The 20,920-nt window shown below is 58.3% G+C and carries 22 protein-coding genes; 12 read left to right on the top strand and 10 right to left on the bottom strand.

What is annotated here, in order from left to right:
- Positions 1-353: 353 nt before the first annotated feature.
- The 6 genes from ACVWXW_RS09135 to ACVWXW_RS09110 all read right to left on the bottom strand — a co-directional run bounded on the left by ACVWXW_RS09135 (position 354) and on the right by ACVWXW_RS09110 (position 7,302).
- The gene (locus tag ACVWXW_RS09135) at positions 354-2,051 is read right to left on the bottom strand and encodes a PP2C family protein-serine/threonine phosphatase (protein WP_238376753.1); all 1,698 of its coding nucleotides are present in this window, start codon (positions 2,049-2,051) and stop codon (positions 354-356) included.
- A gap of 80 nt (positions 2,052-2,131) precedes the next feature.
- On the bottom strand, positions 2,132-3,301 hold the full coding sequence (locus ACVWXW_RS09130) for a glycosyltransferase family 4 protein (RefSeq protein WP_457393415.1): 1,170 nt from the start codon (positions 3,299-3,301) through the stop codon (positions 2,132-2,134).
- Positions 3,302-3,440: 139 nt separating this feature from the next.
- A complete protein-coding gene (locus tag ACVWXW_RS09125; RefSeq protein WP_457403610.1) occupies positions 3,441-4,985 on the bottom strand; it encodes an MFS transporter in 1,545 nt (514 codons plus the stop codon).
- Positions 4,986-5,132: 147 nt separating this feature from the next.
- Positions 5,133-5,477 carry an MgPME-cyclase complex family protein gene (locus tag ACVWXW_RS09120; protein WP_414329330.1) on the bottom strand — a complete coding sequence of 115 codons (345 nt, stop codon included), beginning with the start codon at positions 5,475-5,477 and terminating at the stop codon, positions 5,133-5,135.
- 73 nt (positions 5,478-5,550) lie between these two features.
- The gene (locus ACVWXW_RS09115; RefSeq protein WP_414342436.1) at positions 5,551-6,021 is read right to left on the bottom strand and encodes a hypothetical protein; all 471 of its coding nucleotides are present in this window, start codon (positions 6,019-6,021) and stop codon (positions 5,551-5,553) included.
- 162 nt (positions 6,022-6,183) lie between these two features.
- Entirely contained in the window at positions 6,184-7,302 is a 1,119-nt protein-coding gene (locus ACVWXW_RS09110) for a class I SAM-dependent methyltransferase (RefSeq protein WP_414349803.1), read from the bottom strand.
- A gap of 251 nt (positions 7,303-7,553) precedes the next feature.
- Here ACVWXW_RS09110 and ACVWXW_RS09105 point away from each other — a divergent pair, with 251 nt between their 5' ends.
- The 9 genes from ACVWXW_RS09105 to ACVWXW_RS09065 all read left to right on the top strand — a co-directional run bounded on the left by ACVWXW_RS09105 (position 7,554) and on the right by ACVWXW_RS09065 (position 13,727).
- Positions 7,554-8,210 carry a response regulator gene (locus tag ACVWXW_RS09105; RefSeq protein ID WP_457384811.1) on the top strand — a complete coding sequence of 219 codons (657 nt, stop codon included), beginning with the start codon at positions 7,554-7,556 and terminating at the stop codon, positions 8,208-8,210.
- The gene (locus ACVWXW_RS09100; RefSeq protein ID WP_414329328.1) at positions 8,210-8,902 is read left to right on the top strand and encodes a queuosine precursor transporter; all 693 of its coding nucleotides are present in this window, start codon (positions 8,210-8,212) and stop codon (positions 8,900-8,902) included. Before ACVWXW_RS09105 ends, ACVWXW_RS09100 begins: the two co-directional genes overlap by 1 nt.
- 142 nt (positions 8,903-9,044) lie before the next feature.
- Complete coding sequence (gene psbZ / locus ACVWXW_RS09095) at positions 9,045-9,230, top strand: photosystem II reaction center protein PsbZ (protein ID WP_011433643.1); 186 nt, start codon at positions 9,045-9,047, stop codon at positions 9,228-9,230.
- Between the two features lie 332 nt (positions 9,231-9,562).
- Positions 9,563-10,081 (top strand): DUF2808 domain-containing protein, encoded by a 519-nt coding sequence (locus ACVWXW_RS09090; RefSeq protein ID WP_414374581.1) that lies wholly within the window; start codon positions 9,563-9,565, stop codon positions 10,079-10,081.
- A 231-nt stretch (positions 10,082-10,312) separates the two neighbouring features.
- On the top strand, positions 10,313-11,146 hold the full coding sequence (locus tag ACVWXW_RS09085; protein WP_457403608.1) for an undecaprenyl-diphosphate phosphatase: 834 nt from the start codon (positions 10,313-10,315) through the stop codon (positions 11,144-11,146).
- A gap of 85 nt (positions 11,147-11,231) precedes the next feature.
- Positions 11,232-11,369 carry a DUF4351 domain-containing protein gene (locus tag ACVWXW_RS09080; RefSeq protein WP_414374584.1) on the top strand — a complete coding sequence of 46 codons (138 nt, stop codon included), beginning with the start codon at positions 11,232-11,234 and terminating at the stop codon, positions 11,367-11,369.
- A gap of 316 nt (positions 11,370-11,685) precedes the next feature.
- Entirely contained in the window at positions 11,686-12,297 is a 612-nt protein-coding gene (locus ACVWXW_RS09075; protein WP_457403607.1) for a hypothetical protein, read from the top strand.
- Between the two features lie 18 nt (positions 12,298-12,315).
- A complete protein-coding gene (locus tag ACVWXW_RS09070) occupies positions 12,316-12,948 on the top strand; it encodes a hypothetical protein (RefSeq protein WP_041436643.1) in 633 nt (210 codons plus the stop codon).
- A gap of 209 nt (positions 12,949-13,157) precedes the next feature.
- Complete coding sequence (locus ACVWXW_RS09065) at positions 13,158-13,727, top strand: hypothetical protein (protein ID WP_457403606.1); 570 nt, start codon at positions 13,158-13,160, stop codon at positions 13,725-13,727.
- A gap of 37 nt (positions 13,728-13,764) precedes the next feature.
- Here the strand turns inward: ACVWXW_RS09065 and ACVWXW_RS09060 are convergent, their stop codons facing one another.
- Positions 13,765-15,405, bottom strand: coding sequence for an NAD(P)H-hydrate dehydratase (locus tag ACVWXW_RS09060; RefSeq protein ID WP_457403604.1), 1,641 nt, complete (start codon positions 15,403-15,405; stop codon positions 13,765-13,767).
- Positions 15,406-15,407: 2 nt separating this feature from the next.
- The gene (locus tag ACVWXW_RS09055) at positions 15,408-15,809 is read right to left on the bottom strand and encodes a VOC family protein (RefSeq protein WP_414331820.1); all 402 of its coding nucleotides are present in this window, start codon (positions 15,807-15,809) and stop codon (positions 15,408-15,410) included.
- A 149-nt stretch (positions 15,810-15,958) separates the two neighbouring features.
- Here ACVWXW_RS09055 and ACVWXW_RS09050 point away from each other — a divergent pair, with 149 nt between their 5' ends.
- Positions 15,959-16,270: a hypothetical protein gene (locus tag ACVWXW_RS09050; RefSeq protein ID WP_414383965.1), complete on the top strand. Its 312-nt coding sequence runs from the start codon at positions 15,959-15,961 to the stop codon at positions 16,268-16,270.
- A gap of 105 nt (positions 16,271-16,375) precedes the next feature.
- Positions 16,376-17,086 carry a ribulose-phosphate 3-epimerase gene (gene rpe, locus ACVWXW_RS09045; protein WP_414522387.1) on the top strand — a complete coding sequence of 237 codons (711 nt, stop codon included), beginning with the start codon at positions 16,376-16,378 and terminating at the stop codon, positions 17,084-17,086.
- 87 nt (positions 17,087-17,173) lie between these two features.
- Here rpe and ACVWXW_RS09040 read toward each other — a convergent pair whose 3' ends face one another.
- A complete protein-coding gene (locus tag ACVWXW_RS09040; protein ID WP_457403603.1) occupies positions 17,174-17,875 on the bottom strand; it encodes a hypothetical protein in 702 nt (233 codons plus the stop codon).
- Positions 17,876-18,152: 277 nt separating this feature from the next.
- On the opposite strand from ACVWXW_RS09040, the gene miaA reads away from it, so the two are divergent.
- Positions 18,153-19,166 (top strand): tRNA (adenosine(37)-N6)-dimethylallyltransferase MiaA, encoded by a 1,014-nt coding sequence (gene miaA / locus ACVWXW_RS09035; protein WP_457403602.1) that lies wholly within the window; start codon positions 18,153-18,155, stop codon positions 19,164-19,166.
- Here miaA and menD read toward each other — a convergent pair.
- A complete protein-coding gene (gene menD, locus ACVWXW_RS09030; RefSeq protein WP_457403600.1) occupies positions 19,090-20,910 on the bottom strand; it encodes a 2-succinyl-5-enolpyruvyl-6-hydroxy-3-cyclohexene-1-carboxylic-acid synthase in 1,821 nt (606 codons plus the stop codon). The genes miaA and menD overlap by 77 nt on opposite strands.
- Positions 20,911-20,920: the final 10 nt, after the last annotated feature.

Here is a 20,920-nt window from a genome sequence, read left to right as displayed (position 1 = left end):
GCGGAGTGCTCAGCGTCTGCCGCGCTTCTGCTTTCTTCCTGCCTTAACGAACTATGGCTGGCAGCAGAGATCACCCCCACTGCCCCGCCAGAGGGATCTCCACAGGCGTGACTTCCCCGCAAGCTGCAGGTAGCCGCTCCTTGCTCTCTGAGAGAGCCACACAGACTAAAGCTGGAGCAGGCTTTAGCCCATGCAGAACGCATGCCAGAACTAACCAACTAGCCTAGTAGTCCGGCAAAACCACGTCAACCAACCCACCGTTGCTGCCCAGCCCAGTAGCGTTGAGTAGCTTGCTTGAGCTATTGTGAGCGTTGCGGCCTGCTGTCATTAACCCTGAGTTTGAACTTTTTTAGCTAGGCTGGCTCGGAGTCGGGCAACACCTTCAACACCACCAGCGTTGTGTCGTCCACGGGCTCAGGCCGCAGGGAAATCTCGTCCTGCAACAGGAGCTCTGGATCCTCGGGCAGCCATAGGGGAAGAGGGTGGGATCCCCGGCGGCCTCGGAAGGCATCCATCTGCTCAAACAAGCTCTCCAAGATGTCTTCGGGGGAGTCGTAGCGACGGGCAGCGTACTGGATGGCGTCCATCAGCCCAGAGGTTTCCAAGCGCTCGCCGCGGGTGTTGGCTGTCTCCGTGTAGCCATCGGTGTAGTACACCACCACATCCCCGGGTTGCAGTTGCACGCAGCTTTCCGAGTAGTGGCTGTTTTCTTCCAAGCCGATCAGCGCCCCCTCTGTGTCCAGGGGTTGAATTTCTCGGGTGCGGGCCTGCCACCACAGGGTGGGGTTGTGGGCCGCGTTGCTGAAGCAGAGGCGATGGGAGCGGGGATCGTACTCCGAATAAAACAGGCTGATGAAGCGATTGGAGTTTTCCAGGTCACTGTACATGGCCCGGTTCAGATGTTGCAGAACACGGGCCGGCGAATGGCGGTTGAGGGCCTCCGCCCGCACCATGGCGCGGGTCATGGTCATCAACAGGCCGGCGGGCACCCCTTTGCCCATCACATCCCCAATGACGATGGCCAAGCGAAAGCCTGCCGTTTCTTCAGATGAGTCGGATGTTTCCAGGCGTTCGCCGGGAATCTTGATGAAGTCATAGTAGTCGCCCCCCACTTTGCTGGCCACCCGGCAACGGGCTGCCAAGCGAATCCCCTTGACTTGAGGGCACTCCCGAGGTAGCAGTTGGGTCTGGATGTAAGAGCCAATCTCCATTTCTTTTTCCAGGGCCATCTTGCGGCGCAAGGCTGCCGTCAAGCGGTCATTTTCGATGGCCACCCCTGCCTGATCGGCGACCAAGCGCAACAGTTGTTGGCGACGTTCATCCCAGTGGTAGCCAGGCTGACGGCTGAAGACGTACAAGCGACCCTGGACAGAGTTGCGAATCAGCAGCGGCGTGCCGAAAAGGCGTACATCCGGCCCCAAGCTCTGGCGGAACCGTTCGTCCAAGAGGTGTTCAAGGGCAGGGATCTTAACAGACAGGGATCCCTCCGTTTTGAGAATGGGCTCTTGAGCCGAGAGGGTCTGGGTAATTTGCTCCATCTCAGCCCGAATCTGCTCGCGGTGATTGAGATCAGAGCAATGCAGTTGATCCAACTGGATGGTGCCGTTGGGATTGAACAAAACCAGGGCTCCGCCTTCGGCATCGGTCAGTTGGCTGGCCACAAAAGCCGTCAGCTCCAGGATCTGGTTCAAGTTGTTAAAAGAGCGCAGAGCAAAAGCCAGCCACGCCAGCAGATACTGCATCCGATGGTGTTCTCTCTCCAGTTCTGCCACCCGATCCGGCATTGCAGGGGCAGGCACAATGGCCGGCTTGACCTCCGGCAGCTCTCTATCATCGGACGCAACGGCACCTGAAGAGGTGGGATCCTCATCCTGGCCGGTCTGAGCTGAGCGCAAGTCCCCCGAATTGTCCGTGGGCGACAGCGACGGAGCATTGGGGGGGAGGGGATTTTTGCCCGAATCCTGGGCCAGCAAGGACTCTGACCACAAAGAATCTGACAGCCCGGCAGGGGGCTGCCCTAAAACGGCCTTTTGGGGGCTGTGATCATCCATCGGGAAGACTGGCGTTAATCCCTTGGAAACGTAACGAAACAGCTTAGCAAAAATATCACAAGCTTCATCACACTCATCCCTCACACCCAGCGATGCTGACGGGATCCCTGGCACAGCTCTCGGTAGAGCTGTTCCACCTGGCTGAGGTTGTGGCTGAGGGTATAGCGCTCCAGCACCCGCTGGCGGGCCTTCATCCCCAGCAGTTGGGTAAACTCCCGTTGATCCCGCAGCAAAGGCAACAGCGTTTGCAGCTCCGCCGTCACCCGTGTCGGATCCAGCGGGATCCCGGCTCCATCGGCCAAAACCTCGCCATCAGCGCCGACATCGGTGGCCACTGCTGCCAGCCCACAGGCCATCGCCTCCAACAGGGACAAAGAGAGCCCCTCGATTAAAGAGGGCAAAATAAACACATCGGCTCCTCGCAAGATCTCGATGCGTTGCTGCTCGTCGGCAATATAGCCCAGCCAGTGGATCCCATGTTGAAGGGTGTAGAAGGGCTTGAGGGTGTTGAGCAGCGGCCCATCCCCCACGATCAGCAGACCACACTTCTCCCCCATTTGGGCGTGTTTCCAAGCCTTGAGCAGGGCCTCCAGGTTTTTCTCCGGCGAAACCCGCCCCTGATAGACGAAGATCCGCTCCAGTCCCAACCGCTGTTTGAGGGTGGAGGGCCCAGGCGCGTACTTGTCCACATCCACACCATTGGGAATGACCACCACCTGCTGGGGGCTCACCCCCAGTTTGACCAAGATCTCCCGTTGCGTTTCCGAGAAGACGATGGTGCGGTGATAGTTGGCCAAACACGGGGCGTAGAGCTGGTAGGCCAAGTATTGGGTGCGAGAGGCGATGTTGCGCCGCCGCCGGTCGAAGGCCGGGTGGAAGGTGGCCACCAGCGGCTGGTTGAGCTCAGCACAGATCTCCGGCAGCACAAAGTCGATGGGAGAAATGGTCAAGGAGGCATGTACCAGATCCGGCTGCAATTCCTTGAGGGCCTGGGTGAGCAACCGCTTGGCGTTGGGGGCCGGGATCGTGTAAATCTGCGACTTGTACAGACAGGGGAGGGAAACGTCTCGACGATCCAGCTCCGCCCTCCAGCCTTCACCTCCAGGATCCAGAGCGGGCGATTGGCCGTCGTTGGTGAAGTGAAAAAAGCTAACCTGATGTCCCCGATCCAAAAGGCCGTTGGTCACCTCGCGGCTATAGGTGACGTTGCCACAGAAAGGTGTTTTTTTGCCTATCCAGGCGATGTGCATGGGCGGATCCCCGCGGAGCTGAAACGCTTAGCTGCAAAGGGAGTCTCGATTCTTAAACCTCTACAAGAGTAGCAGAGTTAGCTCCTGCCTTGGCCCGTCCCCTCGGAAGAGGATATCCAACCTCGCGCTGCGGCAGGATTTAGGGGGCCTCTCTGCCCAATAGGCTCCAGGTGTACAGCCCCGCCAGCCCCGCCAGAACAGACAGGGCCACAAACATCCAGGGAAGGCCAAGGCGGGCTTCTGCCAATCCCGTAAACACCAGCGGCAAACTGAGGGCAATGTTGGCGGCGTTGTTCTGGAGCCCAAAGATCTTGCCCCGCAGATGGTCAGGCGTTTCCTCTTGGATCAAGGTTTGCATCGGCACCGCCACCAGAGCCCCGCCACAGCCCAACAGGGCAATCCAGCCCAAGCTGGGCAGCAACCAGTGGGTCGTCCAGGAGAGGGCTGCCAGAGCCCCACAGAGCAGCAGGGATCCCAGCCCAATCCAGGCGCGGCGGCTCACCCGTCGGCCCGTATGGCCCACCCAAAAGGCGCCGATCCCCATGCCCAGGCCGGCAGCGGCCAACAACACTCCGAACTGATCTGGCTTCAGCTCTGCCATCACTTCGGCCATGCGCACCGCCAACACTGCCAGCGCCGCAAACAGCGAGTAGAGCACCACCACCTGCACCAAGGCAGCTCGGATCAGGGGCATCTGGCTGACATATTGCAGGCCCAAGCGGAGATCTTCCCAGAGGTGGGGGACTTCCCAACGCCGGGGCTCTAGCTTCTCGCGGGGTTGCAGCAGCAATAGCAGGGATCCCGCCAAGAGGTAGGCTCCCCCCACCAACAGCTCCGGCCCCACTTCCCAGCCCGGCAACCAATGGCGTACCCAACGATCTGCCAGGGTTAACAGCGGCTCCCCCACAGCAAACCCGACGATCAGCGAAGCCATCATCGTGGTGGTGTACAGGGAGTTGGCCGCCAGCAGCTCTCGCTTCGGCAGGATCAGGGGCAAAGTCGCCTGCTCGGCAGGAGCAAAAAACTGGGTCAGAACCGAGACGGCAAAGCTCACCAGCAACAGCCCCGCAAACCCCAAGGGGATCCCCGGCCAAAGGTCGCGCCCGGCACTGAGCCAGAGCAGCGGCGGCAACAGCAGCACCAGGATCCCGCGCCCCAGGTTGGAGAGCACCAACACCCCTTTTTTCAGCCAGCGATCCACAAATACCCCTGCCAGGCTGCCCAATAGCATCGCCGGCAGCGTAAAAGCCAGCATGATGGCCGAGACCCAACCGCTGATGGAAGCCCCTTCCGGCTGAAATTCGCGGGCAACCAACCCAATCAGCAGCACCAACAACACCTTGTCCGCCAACTGGGAACACGCCTGCCCCATCCACAGCAGCAGGAAATTGCGCCGGCGCAGCACGGTTACAAAGTTGCTCAGGCCCGGCTCAGCCAGACCTTGATCTTCCTCTTCCTTTTGCCCTTTTTCGGGATCCTCAGGAGGTGGCTCCGGCAGGGGATCCCCAGGAGAACACTCCGGCGAGCTGAGGGCGGGGCTTGCTGTCGGCTCAGGCAAGAGAGCTTCTGACTTCAGACCCCAAGTTGGCGTTGACGCAGGTGGGGGATTCTGGAGAGGGGAACTGGGGTGGCAGATCCCTGCCCCTCCCTCCGGCCAGCCCCATCGTTGCTCCAAAGTCATCATGCTCCCCAGGTGACCTGCCCATTTCCCCGACGTCGGCCCCACAACAGAATGGGATCCCGTCAGCAAACAAAAGTGGAAATGGGGTGCCCCGATCTTATCTTGGCCCGCCTTCCAATCCACCAACCCAAATCTTGGGAATCGGCAGGCCTAGCTTCCTGCGGCAGACAAGGAGCGCAAGGGATCCGGGATCGACTCGCTGGGAGCCACAAAGCTGCCCTTCTCTACAAAGGTTAAGCGCAGGCTCAGCCAACGAATAAAATCCGCGTTGGTGGATACCACTGCCCCCAGGGGCTCCTTCAACTTGTCCCGCAGGGGCTTTAACTCTGGAGCTTCCATGAAGGCCGGCTGGGGCACCCAGAAGAAATCGACAGGGCAATGGCGCTCCTCGCAGTATCGACGACGCTCCTCCAGCACCTCTTCCAGAGGCTCAGAACGTAAGAAAGACAGGCTGGCAACGACAAAATGATAGGTAGTCGGTTCGGCAGCAGACATAAGATTGCTGTGGAACTGTGTTGAGAATAAAGGCTAGAGCCGGGCGTCCACCGCTCCTTGCAGATCCTCTCCCTCAGAGAGAGGCAGATTTGAGCAGATGCGGAGCCGGATCGCGGGAGCTACACAGCGGCTGACAGTCTTCCAACTGCCGGAGAACGGGTAGCCGCGCCATGACTTCCTCAGGGGGCATGGAATGTTCTGAAGCCTGCTTGAGGGTAGGTAGAGCCTGAGCTGCCCATTCCCGAGCCCAGGAAGCGGACTCAGGAGTTTCCTTCTCCTCCAACAGCTCTTGGCAAAGGGCAGTTGAGCGTTCCAAGTCACCACTGCCCTGATATGCCATGATCAGAGCTACACGAGCCAAAACGCATTCTTCCGGATCTGCCCTCGAGCCATTGCGCTCGCTCAGGCGGCGGGACAAACTCTCTTGTCTCTCTTGGATGGAACAGCAGTAGCAGAAGGACTCGAGAAGGTTGATCGCCTCCAGGTAGCGCTCCTGCTTGAGAGCAGTAATGCCGGCGCGGAGGGATCCATGGGGGTGGGACATGAGCCTAAGTACAAGAAAAAGATCTTAGACGGACTTGCACCCAAGGGTTATCCAGTTAGTGGCCCGTCTTCTCATCCAAGGTTTCGTGTCTAAAACTACTATACACCCTCTGGACAAGTGACCGCCGATTTACTCTTCCTCTTAAGCTTGTGGAAGGGGCGCTCAACCTTTACGGGCTAGGGTGTAGGTGCTGACATAGTGAGTTTCTCGGCGCAGCACCGCACAGCCTGCCTGTTGCAGGCGCACCCCCAGATCGTCGTGGATGTAGTCGCGGTAGTAGGGTTCGTGGAAGGTTTGCATAAAGGCTTCCATCGTCTCCTTCAGCTCTGGCGAATCCAGCAGTTGCACCGAGTCGCAGATGACCACCACGCCCCCTGGCTTCACCACCCGACTCATCTCGTTGATGACATTTTGTCTGGCCGGGCCAGGCAGCTCATGAAAGAGAAAAACGCTGATAACGGCATCGAAGGTGGCGTCGGCATAGGGCATGGCCTCGGCGTTGGCGCGGATAAGCTGGGGCAGCTCCCCCGGCAGCTCCTGCAACAGTCGGTTGGCCTTGCGCAGATAGGCGGGGGAAAGATCCAGGCCATACAAAGCTGCTTTGGGCAGGGATCCCCGCAGCAAGCGCAGCATCCGCCCCGTGCCACAGGCTACATCGAGGATGTGGGGGCTGACCAAGGTGGGATCCAAGGCATCTTTGAGCAGGCGAATCACCCGACGGCGCATCGCGTCCGCTGTGCCCCCAAACAGCAGCTCCACCTGCAGGTCATAAAGCTCAGCCGAGCTGTCGCTCAGATAGCCGTTGGTTTGGTAATGGAAATTTTGCAGGTAGTATTTCGGATAGCCCTCGGTGGAGATGTCTTGAGAAAACTCTTGGTAACGCTTGCTGTGAACCCGCCGAGTAATTTGCGGCAAATCCAACCACACCTGTGGGTAATAGCGGGCAAAGTCCAGCCAGGGGTTGTCGAACAGGAGCGCGTGCGGGTAGTACCCTGCCTCAGCATCTTGCCAGTCCGCTTGCAGGAGTTGTTCGTAACGGGCCCGCAACACCTGTAGCGTGTCAGCGCTCACCCGCACCTTGGCCCGCGGCGGCGGGGTCCTCCCGGAGGAGAAGCTTTGCAGATCCCTGAGCACGGAGAGCATCAGATCTGAAGCTTGGGTGGAGAGCGCTTTGTGGGCAAAGCCGAAGATGTTTTTGCCCCACTGAAAAGCGCGGTAGGCAGCTTCTCCGACTGGAGATGGGATCGGCAGCGACAGCTCAGGACTTAGTTGTAGGCTCATAACCCTGCAAGGTGCGAATGAAGAATGAAGGCTTAACGTTTGTTTACACTTAATTATAGCAAGGCGGCCGCGCCGAGCTGGCAGCCACTGGGATCAGGGGAAACCTGGCGGAAGGGGATTCGTAGGCACGCTCCATCTGGCCGAACAGGAGAGTACTCTAGTGGTGTCCTAGAAAAATTTCCCCGCTCGCCTCATGGGCTGGAGGAAAGGGCCGATCAGGTCGAGTCAATGGGAAGAGGGAGCGCCTCAGCATGACAACCAAGACGGTGTTGGTCATTGACGATAGCATCATGATTCGCAAGATGGTGGCCAGCATCTTGGCCGATCAGTTCCAAGTGGTGGAGGCCAAAGACGGGTTGACAGGGCTGGAAGCGGCCAAAAAACATCACCCCGACCTGATCCTGCTGGATTTTGTCATGCCCAAGATGGATGGCTATGACACGTTGCAGGCTATTCGCCGCGAAGACAGTTTGAAAAATACCCCCATCATCATGATGTCGGGGATGAAGGAGCAGGTGACGGCCCGCATCCCTGAGCCTTTTGTCGATTTCGACTTTATCGAAAAACCGTTTGAGGCGGAGGCTCTCCTTGCACAAATTCAAAAGGCTCTGCAAGTGGCCCCCGTAGCTGCCCCGGAGGCTGGAGGGGAAACCAACACCCAATTGCTCTTGAACAAGCTCACTGCTATCGAGACGCTGCTGATTCAAGGCACGGAAAACCTGATCCAGCGGGAGGTGGTGACGCGGCTTTCCAGCCTCAGCCAGCGTCTAGACCGTCAGGAATCCCACAGCGCTAACCTGGAAGAACAAATCCGTAAGCTCGCCGGCGAAGTGGAACGGCATAGCCAAGGCTTGGCCTTGATCGTCAAGGAGCTGCGGCACATCCGTAAGTTGTTGGGGGGATCCTGATGTCTGAGAGGGTTTTTGAGCGAGCTTATCGACACCTAGATGCGGTGACGGCTCTATTTGTAGCCGTGCTGCTGATTTCCAACATCGCCTCGACCAAGATCGTTCTTCTGGGGCCCTTTACCTTTGACGGGGGCACCATTCTCTTCCCCCTCAGCTATATCTTTGGCGACATCCTCACGGAGGTCTATGGCTATGCCCGCTCGCGACGGGTGATCTGGCTGGGATTTCTCTCGGCGGCCCTCATGTCGGTAACGTTCATGATCGTGGGATCCCTGCCGGCCGCCCCCGACTGGCCCTATCAAGAAGCCTACGACCAGATTCTGGGCCTGACGCCCCGCCTTGTGCTGGCCAGCTTAATCGCCTATTGGGGAGGCAGCTTTGCCAACGCCTATGTACTGGCCCGCATGAAGGTGTGGACGCGGGGACGGTGGCTGTGGACACGCACCATCGGCTCTACCCTGGTGGGCCAAGCGGTGGATACTGGACTGTTTGTCACCTTGGCCTTCTGGGGGGTGTTCCCCGGCCTGGGCAGCTTAATACTCTCCAACTATGTGTTCAAGTGTGCCGTTGAGGCGGCGTTCACGCCCCTGACCTATGCCATTACCGGCTGGCTAAAGCAGCAAGAACAAGAAGACTACTTCGATGTGGCAACCGACTTTAACCCCTTCCGCCTCCAGCCTGTGTCTAGATGAATCCATCAGCCGCCTCAACGGATCTGGCCTTGGGAGGGATCCTATTTTGGTATAGTCAGAGCGTCATCCTATTTATCCTGCTGCCATCCGGTGTTACCGGGAGCTTTTATCCAAGACAAGACTTTTGTGAGGGATCCGAAAGATGATGCTCGTTTTCCAAATTGCTTTGTTGGTGTTGGTGCTTTACAGCTTGCTCTTGGTGGTGGCGGTGCCGGTGCTCTACAGCTCAGCCAGTGACTGGAGCCGGGCCAAGAATGTGATTTTGGTGGGATCCCTGCTCTGGGTGCTGATGGTGATCGGGGTGGGGGTGCTGAGTTTCCTCAAGTGAAGAAGCAGTAGAAGGGCAGGGGCATCTTGCCGTTACAATCGGCGCTGTGGGGGGCTGCACTGTGGGTATGGTGGCCCAAAGTTCTTGTTGAGATCTCTGCCAGAACTGCGTACTTGCGCACCCCGGTGAGCCCTAGGCTCTCTCGGTAGAGAGGATCCCATCCTCTACAATGGACGGCGAGATGGCGGTCTTGCCACTGGTTAGGTTGGCTGCAGGTTGCGTTGGCAAGCTTTGAGGGTGCTGAGGTGTTTCAACCAGCGGAGGTTTGGGTGTTGAGAGCAGTGATGAGAGCAGGGAAATGTTCGCAGGAACTTGGCCTTGCTCGGCGAGGAATGAGGCTGGCCTTGGCGGGCCTGTTGATGGGGAGCCTGGGATCCCTGGTGATGCCCCATTCTGCAGAGGCGCAGTCGGGTTTGGTGATCACCGGCAGTGAAGGGGTACCTGTCCTCAGCTATCGGCTCGATTTTGGCGGGGTTCGCAGTCGTTTGGATCGCTATCGCCTGACCATTCCCCCCCAGAATGTGGCGGTGGCAGAAGTGCAGATCAACGGGGACAGGAATTTCGATGGCCGCATCGATCCGGAAAGTGTCCGCCTGGAGGTAGAAGGCCGGCCTGTAGAGCTGGATCAAGTGTACTGGAACGAGGAGTTTCGCTCTCTAGAGGTGGTGGCCCGTCAACCCATTGCTGCCGGTCAGGAGATCCGTCTGGTGCTCTCCAATGTGCGCAACCCCTCGTCTGCCGGCATCTATCGGGTGGAGGCGCGGGTACGGGGGACGGAGCCTAACCCGCTCTTCCGCAATGTGGGCAACTGGCTGATTACCATTGAAGACCCAGAGCGGATTGGCTTCTGATCTATTGACCCGATGATCTGACCTACTGTTGATCTTTGCGGCGATCCTATAGGCACAGCCCTTTTGCGGGTCTGGGACAGCGACACCCAAGTTCCCGGCCAGTTGGGGTGGGATCCCTCTGCAAGTGTTTGTTCGCCGTGGTATGGGCTGCTGGAAAAAGCCGGAGTTCTGAGTTTTTCTAAGAATGGGGATTGTGCAAATCCGGCAAGTTTGGGTGGGGGAGTGTTTACCTTGTTGCTTGCTGACACCTGGTATCCCAATTGGTGGCAAGCTCTGATTTTGGGCATGGTGCAGGGGATCACCGAATTTCTGCCCATTAGCAGCACGGCTCATCTGCGGGTGTTTCCGGCTTTGGTGGGATGGCCGGATGCGGGCGCTTCTTTTACGGCGGTGATCCAGTTGGGCAGTTTGGGGGCGGTGCTGATCTACTTTGCCTCTGACCTGCGCCAGTTGCTCCTCGGCTCCTGGAAAGCCTGGCGAGAACGAGATTTTCAGCAGGAGCCTTGGCGGCTGTCGGTCGGGATCTTGGTGGGAACAGTGCCAATTGTGGTTGCCGGCTGGGCCATCAAGGCCATTTGGGGATCCCCGCCCCGCCAGTTGTGGGTGATCGCCACTGCAGCCATTGGCTTGGCTTTGTTGTTGGGCTGGGCAGAGCAAACGGGCAAACGCCAACGAGACCTTCACAGCTTGGGCATTGGGGATGGGATCTGGGTGGGGCTGGCCCAAGCTTTGTCCCTGATCCCTGGGGTGTCGCGCTCCGGCTCGACGCTGACGGCAGGGCTGTTTCTCCATTTGCAGCGCTCGGCTGCCGCCCGTTACTCCTTCTTGCTGGGGATCCCGGCATTATTTTTGGCGGGGGTTGTGGAGTTTATCTCCGAGTTCGAGGCAGAGGCCCTGCTGCCGCAGGGGTTGGGCACTCTTTCTGCTTTTGTCTTTTCCTATCTCTCTATCGATTGGCTGATTCAGTTTTTGCAGCGCAGCAGCACTTGGCTGTTCATCTTTTATCGGATTGGCTTTGGCTTGTTTATTATCTTGGGTTTAGCGCTGGGGTTTCTAAGGCCCTAATCAAGCTCAGTCAACTACAATCCACGGGGATCCCTGAGGTGGTCACTCCTTTCTGGCTGCTTTTCCCACTGAGAAGATTGGCAAAATGGGATCCCTGCCTGAGGAGGTGGAGGCTCAGATTCGGTCTTTATCGGTGGAGCGCTTGGAAGAGCTGGGTCTAGCCTTGCTGGAGTTCCAGTCGTTGATTGACCTCACCACCTGGCTTGATGGATTCAGCCATTAAAGGTTCTCCCCTTCAAAAAAGGGCTCCGTATCATACGCTGACGAATCTAAAGATTGAGCCCGTGTGTTGCAGCGCACTTGCACTTTGTTGAAGCAGATGTTAGTTTCTGCTTGAGCATCAGGCTGCAAATCCAGTCTTGCTCTTGTCGGGTGATGAACGGTAGATCCTCCTGAGAGAGTTCCTTCTAGGGATCCCTGCCCTAATTTTGTGTTGCTTGTAGCTCCAATAGAAGGATTGCCGGATCCCTGTGGGGGTCACTTGTGCCACTTGAACTGCTAGAACCAAGGCGATTATGAACGGCCTCAGGATACTGCTTATGTTGATGCTCTCTTCTGTGTTGGTGTTGCTGTGTGGGTGCAGTGGCGGGGGAGGTTCTACCCCCAGTGCAGAAGAAGAGCCCAATCCTGATCCCACTACTGGATTTGTGCCAGAAAATCCGGGTGAGGATCCCTCTCCAGATATGATCCCGGTCGATGAACTGGATCGGTTATTCCCCAATTTGCCACCGGATCCTGGAGAAGAAGGGAAGCAAACTTTGGAGGGGATTGATGCCGATGGAGATGGCGTGCGTGATGATGTGCAGCGCTGGATTTACCGCCGGTATCCCAATGATGAGCTGAAGCGGAAGGCCATGCTGCGATACGCCAAAGCTTTACAGGCAAGCATCGTGAATGTTGACAGGGATAGTCGAGACCAGGTGCGTGCAAGAGTGCTTGATGGTTTCCGAGCAATTCGATGTGCGCGGTTAGCATTTGGCGGGGCAAATGAATTCGACCTGATTGATGAAGTTGCTGAAGCAAGAAGGGAAGTGCAATTTCAAATGCTTAACACCCAGGAAAGAGTTATTGCAGATTTAACTGTTGATGCCAAGTTCTCTGGACAAGTCGTTGGCGCAGAAGAATGGACATGTACTGACCCAATTCGCTAGATTAGTGAGGATAAATGGATGTTCGGTCGAAATACTGTTCGTCTTGTTGTTTTATTGTGCTGTTGCCTGTCTGTACTGATTCTCAAGTCTTGCTCATTACCAAACAGACCAAATATTCACTCAGTTATTTCTCCCAATTTCAGCTTCAATACCGCTGCACTTGTCCTCAAGTCTAAAATTTACTATATTAACGGACTGGCAACTGAAATACGTGACGCTGAGGATAATCGTGATAGAATCATTGCTGCCATTGGAGGAAATGAAGAGAATGTATTGATCCGACTCAAAGACAATATTGGGTTCGAGCAAGACATCGCAAACTATCGGCTTGCTTACAGCATGGCTTTGGGAGGAATAACTGCGTCTGGAAATGTAACTCAAGCAGCAGACAACCCAACCTTTCAAATCGTTGCATCCATTGCACTCAAGATTCGGGAAGCACTGCCAGAACTGTCAGACCCTCAAGCGTGGCAATATGCTCGTGTTCTTCTAAAAGCCCCAAATGCAAATGATATTCTAAGGCCACTATTGCAAAGGTTTAATGTCCAAGAAACTCTAATTAATCTTCTTGGTCAAACAATGCAGAAAAAAATGAATGGCCAGGCTATTCAGAGTGGTTCCGCAGAATCGGTGCATTTGAAGATGGGGTGATGCTGCTGAAAGGCACTCGGAGCTTTGATGCAGGGGTTGGAACCCGGAATGTGGGGGTTTTGAACAAAGTGAATGCCCAGGGCCAAGTCTCGACGTTTGTGGATGATCTCCCATTTGGGGCCTTCGGAAGAGGAACTGCAGAATACCTATCCAACCTCGTTCAGGTGGGCAATAGCGTCGTTTTCACCCGGTATAGCTTCCCGGTGATTATGGCTCGGCAAAGTTGGGATTGGCTGCGTTCCTGTTGTGGTCAGGAGTTGCTGCAGGTGGATGCCACAGGGCAAACCACTCAGGTGATGGATTTGAGTGCTTTTTTCCCGCCTGGGTTTTCGCTTATCTCGGATAACTCCGCAACCAAGCTCGTCGGGCAGGAGTATTATTTTCTGGCCAATAACCAAGGGAATCCGAGTATTCTCAAGGCCAATCCCAGTCAGGGGCTAGCGGTAGTGGTGGATGGGCGGGTGATACGAGAACAAAATGGTGGAGATTCTGTACCCATCCGGGATATTGACCTACAAGGAGCCAACTTAGTGGCTTTGTTGGGGCAGAGTCGTCTTTTGGAAGATGCAGAAGGGTCTTGGCGCAGTGGGTTGGCACGGGTGTCCCCTCAGGGATCCCTGAGTCCGATTTTCCGGATCCCGCAGGATTTTAGCTTGCAGCCGGAGAAGATAGTGGTGGAGGATGCGGGCTTTGGTTTGGTGGCCTGTCCAAGGCTTTCGAGTAACCAGCCAGAATTCTATTCCTGTGCCCTTTACCGGGTGACCCCTAGTGGAGGGTAGGAGCAAGCAGGAAGGCTTGGGCTATGACTTAGAGTATTTATTCACCCGCCTGCGACACGGTATGGACAACTTGCTCCTGTTGAAGAGCTTGCAGCACCTGGGGCAAATGCTCCGCCAGCCGTGCCGGATCCACTCCCGTTAGGCCGCGTTCCCGTGCCAGATGGACAGCCGCCTGAGCATGCCACCACACCCCTGCACAGGCGCAACTGAGCAAGGCGGGAGCGTCCAAAGGTTGATCGGCTTGAGCTCTTCTTCGCGCCACTAGGCCCCCGATCAAACCGGTCAAGACATCGCCACTGCCACCCCGGGCCAAAGCCGGCGTGCTCTCCGGATTCACCCAGCATTCCCCAGTGGGAGAGGCGATCACCGTCCGCGCCCCCTTCAAAACCACTACAGCTCCACTCTGGGCTGCTGCTCTTTGGGCCGCCTCAAGGCGATCCTGGAGCGGGATCCCTGGAAAGAGCCGCCGAAATTCCCCCAGGTGGGGGGTGAGAATGGCTTGGATCCCTTTTTCTCGTAAGCGCTCTACCCCCATCTCAGCGAGAGCATTGAGGCCATCCGCATCGATCACCCAGGGGATCCCGGCCCAATCCCGCAGCAGGATCTCCAGCAGCGGTAAGCGGGTTTCTCCCAAGCCCGGCCCCACGGCCACCGCCTGAAAGGGTTTCAAGGACTTCGTCCCGCTGTCGCGATCAGCCACCGGCGGCAGAGAAGGGATCCCCTCCCAGGCATAGACCAAGACTTCCGGCAGGACGCTGTGGATCACTCCTTTCAACTCCGCCGGCACCGCCATCGTCACCATACCCACCCCGCTGGCGCGGGATCCCAGCCCCGCCAACACCGCTGCTCCGGCATAGGCTGCCGAGCCTGCCACCAACAACAGGGATCCCTGGCAGTATTTGTGGGTATCCAAAGGGGGATCCGCAGGAAAGTGCTGCCAAGGCCGCAGCAACAACCGGGGAACCTCATCCTCTGGGCAGGCCCAAGCGGGGATCCCAAAATCAACGCGATGTAACCGTCCTACCCAAGGCAGAGCTGCTTCCTGCCACAGCCCCCGTTTCCAAAGGCCAAGGGTATAGGTATGGCTGGCGCGAATGCAGCAGCCCCAGACTTCCCCGGTTTGGTCGTTGAGGCCAGACGGCAAATCCAGGCTAAGGATGGGGATCCCACTGCCATTGGCCCACCCCACCGCCCCCGCCCAAGGCTCCCCCAAGGGTCGGTTCAAACCGATCCCAAACAGGGCATCGATGAGCAAATCGCAATCGGCCAGCTCCTCAAGCTGCCCCACAAACTCCGCCCCCAGCGCCTTGAGATAGCGGGCGTGGTCTGCCGTCAGGGGTTTGAGATCCGGCTTGCCCAGCCACACCTTCACCGACTTTTGGGCCAGCCACAGCTCCCGCCCGACCACCAACCCATCCCCACCGTTGTGCCCTGTCCCGCAGAGGATGCCAATGCGCTGGGCTTGCGGAAAATCCCTCTGCAGCTGGGCAAAAACGGCCAGCCCCACCTTCTCCATCAGAGCGGCAACGGGCATGCCGGCAGAGAAGATCTGCCCCTCAAGGCACTGCATCTGCGCGGAACTGACCAGGCTGATGGCCGGATCGAACTGGCAACGAGAACCCATATCGCTACGCAACGCTGTTGCAACCGGCGGCATTGCTGAGGGGAGATGGCTCATGGCTAAGTTGCGCTAATTGAGCTTAGCTCTATCACATTCCCATCCGGATCCCGGACGAACACTGCCGCTCGCCCGGAAGCGCTCGGTTGCACCTCATACCCTTCCTGCCGCAGGCGAGCCTTCACCGCTTCCAAGTCATCTACCCCCAGCGCCACATGGGGATTACGCCCCCACTTTGAGGATCCCGTTCCGCTTCGCTGCCGTGGATCCATCGGCTCCTCGGCCACGATTAAATGAATTTGGGAGGAACCCACTTGATACCAAGCGCCGGGAAAGTTAAACGCAAAGCGTTCCGCCTTGGGGAGCCCGAGCACTGTCCCGTAAAAATGTTCGGCTCTGGCCAGATCGCTTACCCAAAGGGCGGTGTGCAGGTGATGATAGGTTGGCTTTTGGGGGGCAGTCATTGTCTTGTTGGGAAATCTTGACCGTGGGGCTTTGCAAGGCCGACGCGAACATCAATATTTTCTCCGAACGGCAAGCCAAACCCGTAAGCTAAGGTGGAGCTAGCGCACCCGCGACAACCGTATCTTTGTTTTCGCACAGGGGTTGACCTATGGGATCCCGCACCAAGTTTTTCGGCACGGTCTTGGCCATGCTGGCCGTGAACAGCATCTACATGCAGTTGCAGCAGCTTTCCCTGAGGCTGGAGGAAAGGGATCCCGCCCCCTCTGAGCAGTCTTCTCCAGAGCCTCAAAGCAGCAAGGGCTCCGTCCCGCCAACGCGAACGGAACGGCTGGATCCCTGGCACCGTGTTGCCCAAGTCTTGCAGGGTCTGTGGCCCGGCGATGCGAGCTTGAAAGGACTCCGTTCCGCCAACGCGAACGGGATCCTGTCGCCAGAGTCCACGTCCCCCCTGGAGCCTTGAGTGCCAAGCTGAGAGGGGATATAACGCTTTGCAAAGGGGATCAAACCCCGTACCATAGAGGAGCAGGTTTCTCCGTTTCTCTGTTTTCAATCCCCAGGACTCACCATGGTGCAGCCGTCAGCGACCTCTGGGCAAAAGCCGATTGTGATCGCCCCTTCCATCCTTTCAGCCGATTTCAGCCGCTTGGGGGAGGAAGTACGGGCAGTGGATGAGGCGGGGGCCGACTGGATCCATGTGGATGTCATGGATGGCCGCTTTGTGCCCAATATCACCATCGGCCCGTTGGTGGTGGAAGCGCTGCGCCCGGTGACGGCTAAGCCCCTGGACGTCCACCTGATGATTGTAGAGCCGGAGAACTATGTGGCGGATTTTGCCAAAGCAGGGGCCGATATCATTTCCGTGCACGCAGAGTCCAGCTCCACCATCCACCTGCATCGCACCCTCAGCCAAATCAAGGATCTGGGCAAGCAAGCGGGCGTGGTGCTCAATCCGGCCAGCCCCCTGGAGCTGATCCAATACGTGCTGGAGCTGGTGGATCTGGTGCTGATCATGAGCGTCAACCCCGGCTTTGGCGGCCAGAGCTTTATTCCAGCAGTGGTGCCCAAAATTCGCCAGTTACGGGCCATGTGTGATGAGCGCGGCCTGGATCCCTGGATCGAGGTGGATGGCGGCATCAAAGCCAGCAACGCTTGGCAGGTGATTGAAGCAGGAGCCAACGCCATTGTGGCCGGCTCGGCAGTGTTCAAAGCCAAAGACTATGCAGAAGCCATTCGCAGCATTCGCAACAGCCGCCGTCCCGAGCTGGTGACAGTTTAAGGTGACAGTTCATTTTGAAGGAAACTGCTCCCTTACTGAAATCCGGCTTGACCCCAGCGCTGCGCTGAGCCAACTCCTCACGTGCCTTTAGCGCAAAGCAGCAGCCCCTTTCTGGGCAGCGTAAGGCCCCGTCCCGCTGTTGACGGCAGTTGTGCCCAGGCAATGGGGAGGCACATCGACGGAGGGGGGGATGATCGGCTGGGGCAAAGTGGGGCTGAAAAAAGTCTGACAAAAAGGCACGCGGTTGCGCCGAATATCGGCAAGGTAGGGGGGAGGAATGGTGCCCAGATAGGCGCCCAGCACCTGCTGCTCGGGATCCTCTGGCAGTATTTGGTAATGCAACATCAGGCGATTATCGGGAAACCAGGCGCGGATAAGCCTTTGCAGGGCCTTCAAGTTGAAGCCCGGCTCTTCAGGGTTGCGAATCAGGTGCATTCCCGCCAGGCGCCCGCCGACAAAATAGGCTTGCACATAAAACCCACGGGCATAGATGGGGGGCTCCAAGGAGTTCTGAGATGAAGGGGAATCGGGCAGGTAAAGGGCTTCACCCCCAGGACGCAGTTGCCAGCGGCTCCAACGGGGATCCTCCCGCTCGCTGGAAATGGTCTCCCAATTGTTGGCGCGGGCGTAGCTCAAGAAGCGCTCCTCGACCATGCCCAGATAGAGCATTTCCATTTGCAAGGGCAGCCGGGCCCGGGTTTGCAACAGGGGCAGAGTGCGCACTTCTCCCTGCTTGAGCACCAAGGTCTCCCCCCGCGCCGAGCAAGGGACACCTATGAGCATAGCCATCAGCAACCCTGTTCCAATTGCCCGTCCAATCTGGCTGAGGCCGCGCCTTGCGAACAACTCTAGCCGGAGAGGTAAAAACTGCGCCACTGGCTGCGGCTGTGGCCCATTGACCCTCAAAACCGTCGAAGCAGGAATGTAGGATGAGATCAGCACAGCAAAAAAGCAGGGTAGCAGGTAACCGATCCTAACCCAAAGAGACAAGGTTCTTCGAGAATCTTAATCTGGTCTCTGAGGAAAGTTGCTTGCCAGTCTGCCCTGCCGATGGTTTGGGTAGCGAATGCGCATTACCCTCGAGAATGGCATTCCCGCTGCAGCAGCTTCCGACCGGACAGAATGGCCGGGATTGATCGTCATTGCCGGCCCCACGGCCACCGGGAAATCTCGACAGGCACTGCTTTTGGCCCAACGGCTGGGATCCCCGTTGTTGAATGCGGACTCTCGCCAGGTCTACCGCGAGTTCGACATCGGCACAGCCAAGCCTACCCCTGCTGAGCGGGCTCTCTGGCCCCACGAGCTGATTGACTTTGTGGATCCCCGCCACACCTACACGGTGGCCGAGTTCCAACAGGCGGCCCAAACCCGCATCGCCGAGGCCCATCGGCAGGGACAGACTCCCATCTTGGTGGGGGGCACCGGTCTCTACATCCAATCGGTGACTGCTGGCCTAGGGATCCCTGCGGTACCTCCGCAGCCCCAACTGAGAACACAACTGGAAACTTGGCCCCCTGAGATCCGCTACGCCTGGCTGCAGCAGTTGGATCCCGTTGCCGCCCAGCACATTCATCCCCATGACGCAGTGCGCACGCTGCGTGCTTTGGAGATCGTTTACACCACCGGGAAGCCGGCTTCCAGCCTACGGCAGGCCCATCCCCCCCACTACCCCATCTTGATCCTGGGGCTGCGCTGCCCAATGCCCCGTTTGGAACAACGCATTGCCCGGCGCACGGCAGAGATGATGGAGCGGGGGTGGATCGAGGAGGTGAAAACCCTGCGGGAGCGCTACGGGCCAGACTTACCCCTCTTGCAGACCTTGGGCTATGCGGAGATCGGCGCTTACCTGGAGGGGCGGATCCCGGAAGCCGAGCTGCAGCCCCTGATTGTGCGGCGCACCCGCCAATTTGCCAAGCGGCAGATGACCTGGTTCCGGGCCCTGCCAGGGATCCAGTGGCTGGACTGCGAAGCTGAGGATTTGCCGGAGCAGATCTGGAAGCAGGTCAAGGCTTGGATGGCAGCTCCGACCACTGTTGAAACCAGTCCCGCCGCCGCTGAGCATCGGCTTTTCGATCCGTAAGGATCTCCAACACCCGCACCCGTTGGGCAGGTAAGGGATCCAAAGCTTGGGCCAGCTCCTGCCAGCTTTCCACCCGCCGGTGGGGAATGCCGTGGGCTTGGCAGAGGAGGGCAAGATCCACCGACTGGGGAGTAGCAAAGTAGGGCTCAAAGGGCGGATCTGGCCCTTGACGGCCCACTTCAGCAATGGGCAGCAGCTCGAAAATCCCACCCCCCTGGTTGTTGATGAGGAGAATGGTCAGGGATCCCTGCAGGTGAGGGCCAAGCCGCAGGCCGCCGCAGTCGTGCAAAAAGGCCAGATCCCCGGTTAGCAACACCGTCGGGCGCTGCCGGTGGGCCACCCCGAAGGCGGTAGAGAGAAGGCCATCGATGCCGTTGGTGCCGCGGTTGAAGTAGGGCCGGATGCGGCGGTCGTTGGGGGGCCAAAACCACTCCACATCCCGCACCGGCGTGCTGTTGGCAATAAACAGCGGAGTCTCTGGGGGCAAGTGGTGGGCCAGCCACCAGGCAACCTTGCCTTCAAACCACTCCGATAGGTCAGTCATGGCCTGGTCTAGGGCAGCACGGATTTGCGCTTCCGCTGTCAGCCAGCCCTGCAGAAAAGTTGTTCGCTTGGCCGGCGCTTCCGGGATCCCGGCGACCCACTCCTCTACGGCGAAAGGCAAGTGGGTGGTGGGGTTGTGCAGGGGATCCCCATTCTCAGGGCGGGGATCCAACCGCCAAACGCGGGGAGCAACCTTGGCCAGGGTTTGCCGCAGCGCTTTGCTGGTGGGCAGGGATCCCAGTTGGATGACTTGCTGCGGCCAAAGCTGGGGATCATCCCGCTGCAGGATGAGGTCGTAGGTGGTGATGAGATAGGGGTTGAGGGAAGCGTAGTTCCGCAGGGGAGAAAGCCCCTCCGCCAGCACCGGCCAGCCCAAAGCCGTCGCCAAACGGGCCACTGCCTCCACATAGCGCTGGGGATCCAGCGGTTGAGCCGGCCCCGCCAAGATCACCCCCCGCTCACAGCCGCGCCACTCCTGCCAAAAAGAAGCTGTCTCCGTCTGCAGAGGGCTCCGCACCGCCTGGAAGGAAGAGCCGGTGCATGGCGGAACAACTCCACGAAAAAAGGTCTTCTCAAACTCCGGATCTTCCTGCAAATGAATCAAAGGCGCAGTGCTGCCGTCAGCAATGGGAGCCAGGGGATCCCGGAAGGGCACATTCAAATGCACAGGGCCGGGGAAGGGGTAAAGGGTGCGCTCCCAGGCGTGCACTAGGGTTTGGCGCAGGTAGGCCAGGGCTTCTGGAGCCGCGCTGGGCACGGCCAATTCCGCCTGCCAGTTGGGGTAATGGCCGTAGAGCTTCACTTGGTCAATTGCTTGGCCGGCGCGACAGTGGCGCAGCTCTGGAGGCCGATCCGCCGTCAGGATCAACAGGGGAAAGCCACTTTCGGCTGCCTCAAGGAGAGCCGGGAAAAAGTGGGCGGCAGCACTGCCAGAAGTACACACCAGGGGGATGGGCTGCCGGGTTTGCTGGGCCAACCCCAGAGCAAAAAAGGCTGCCGACCGCTCATCCAGCACGGGAATTGCCTCGATGTCGGGGTGCTGGGCCAGCGCGTAGGTCAGGGGTGCTGAGCGGGATCCCGGACACACCACCGCCAAACGGCAACCCAGCCGACTCAAGGTTTCGGCCAATAGGGATCCCCAGAGGGTGTTGAGGTTGCGCCAGTCCAGCCGCCTCGGCAGGACAAAGTTTTCACCGGTCACATTTCAGCAG

The organism is Thermostichus sp. MS-CIW-30 (assembly GCF_054058015.1).
This window is presented reverse-complemented; position numbering and strand designations above follow the sequence as displayed.

Coding starts and splice junctions, on each gene's coding strand:
- ACVWXW_RS09135 (WP_238376753.1), bottom strand. CDS start 2,051: ATGGATGATCACAGCCCCCAAAAGGCCGTTTTAGGGCAGCCCCCTGCC.
- ACVWXW_RS09130 (WP_457393415.1), bottom strand. CDS start 3,301: ATGCACATCGCCTGGATAGGCAAAAAAACACCTTTCTGTGGCAACGTC.
- ACVWXW_RS09125 (WP_457403610.1), bottom strand. CDS start 4,985: ATGATGACTTTGGAGCAACGATGGGGCTGGCCGGAGGGAGGGGCAGGG.
- ACVWXW_RS09120 (WP_414329330.1), bottom strand. CDS start 5,477: ATGTCTGCTGCCGAACCGACTACCTATCATTTTGTCGTTGCCAGCCTG.
- ACVWXW_RS09115 (WP_414342436.1), bottom strand. CDS start 6,021: ATGTCCCACCCCCATGGATCCCTCCGCGCCGGCATTACTGCTCTCAAG.
- ACVWXW_RS09110 (WP_414349803.1), bottom strand. CDS start 7,302: ATGAGCCTACAACTAAGTCCTGAGCTGTCGCTGCCGATCCCATCTCCA.
- ACVWXW_RS09105 (WP_457384811.1), top strand. CDS start 7,554: ATGACAACCAAGACGGTGTTGGTCATTGACGATAGCATCATGATTCGC.
- ACVWXW_RS09100 (WP_414329328.1), top strand. CDS start 8,210: ATGTCTGAGAGGGTTTTTGAGCGAGCTTATCGACACCTAGATGCGGTG.
- psbZ (WP_011433643.1), top strand. CDS start 9,045: ATGATGCTCGTTTTCCAAATTGCTTTGTTGGTGTTGGTGCTTTACAGC.
- ACVWXW_RS09090 (WP_414374581.1), top strand. CDS start 9,563: ATGAGGCTGGCCTTGGCGGGCCTGTTGATGGGGAGCCTGGGATCCCTG.
- ACVWXW_RS09080 (WP_414374584.1), top strand. CDS start 11,232: ATGGGATCCCTGCCTGAGGAGGTGGAGGCTCAGATTCGGTCTTTATCG.
- ACVWXW_RS09075 (WP_457403607.1), top strand. CDS start 11,686: ATGTTGATGCTCTCTTCTGTGTTGGTGTTGCTGTGTGGGTGCAGTGGC.
- ACVWXW_RS09070 (WP_041436643.1), top strand. CDS start 12,316: ATGTTCGGTCGAAATACTGTTCGTCTTGTTGTTTTATTGTGCTGTTGC.
- ACVWXW_RS09065 (WP_457403606.1), top strand. CDS start 13,158: ATGGCTCGGCAAAGTTGGGATTGGCTGCGTTCCTGTTGTGGTCAGGAG.
- ACVWXW_RS09060 (WP_457403604.1), bottom strand. CDS start 15,405: ATGAGCCATCTCCCCTCAGCAATGCCGCCGGTTGCAACAGCGTTGCGT.
- ACVWXW_RS09055 (WP_414331820.1), bottom strand. CDS start 15,809: ATGACTGCCCCCCAAAAGCCAACCTATCATCACCTGCACACCGCCCTT.
- ACVWXW_RS09050 (WP_414383965.1), top strand. CDS start 15,959: ATGGGATCCCGCACCAAGTTTTTCGGCACGGTCTTGGCCATGCTGGCC.
- rpe (WP_414522387.1), top strand. CDS start 16,376: ATGGTGCAGCCGTCAGCGACCTCTGGGCAAAAGCCGATTGTGATCGCC.
- ACVWXW_RS09040 (WP_457403603.1), bottom strand. CDS start 17,875: ATGGCTATGCTCATAGGTGTCCCTTGCTCGGCGCGGGGGGAGACCTTG.
- miaA (WP_457403602.1), top strand. CDS start 18,153: ATGCGCATTACCCTCGAGAATGGCATTCCCGCTGCAGCAGCTTCCGAC.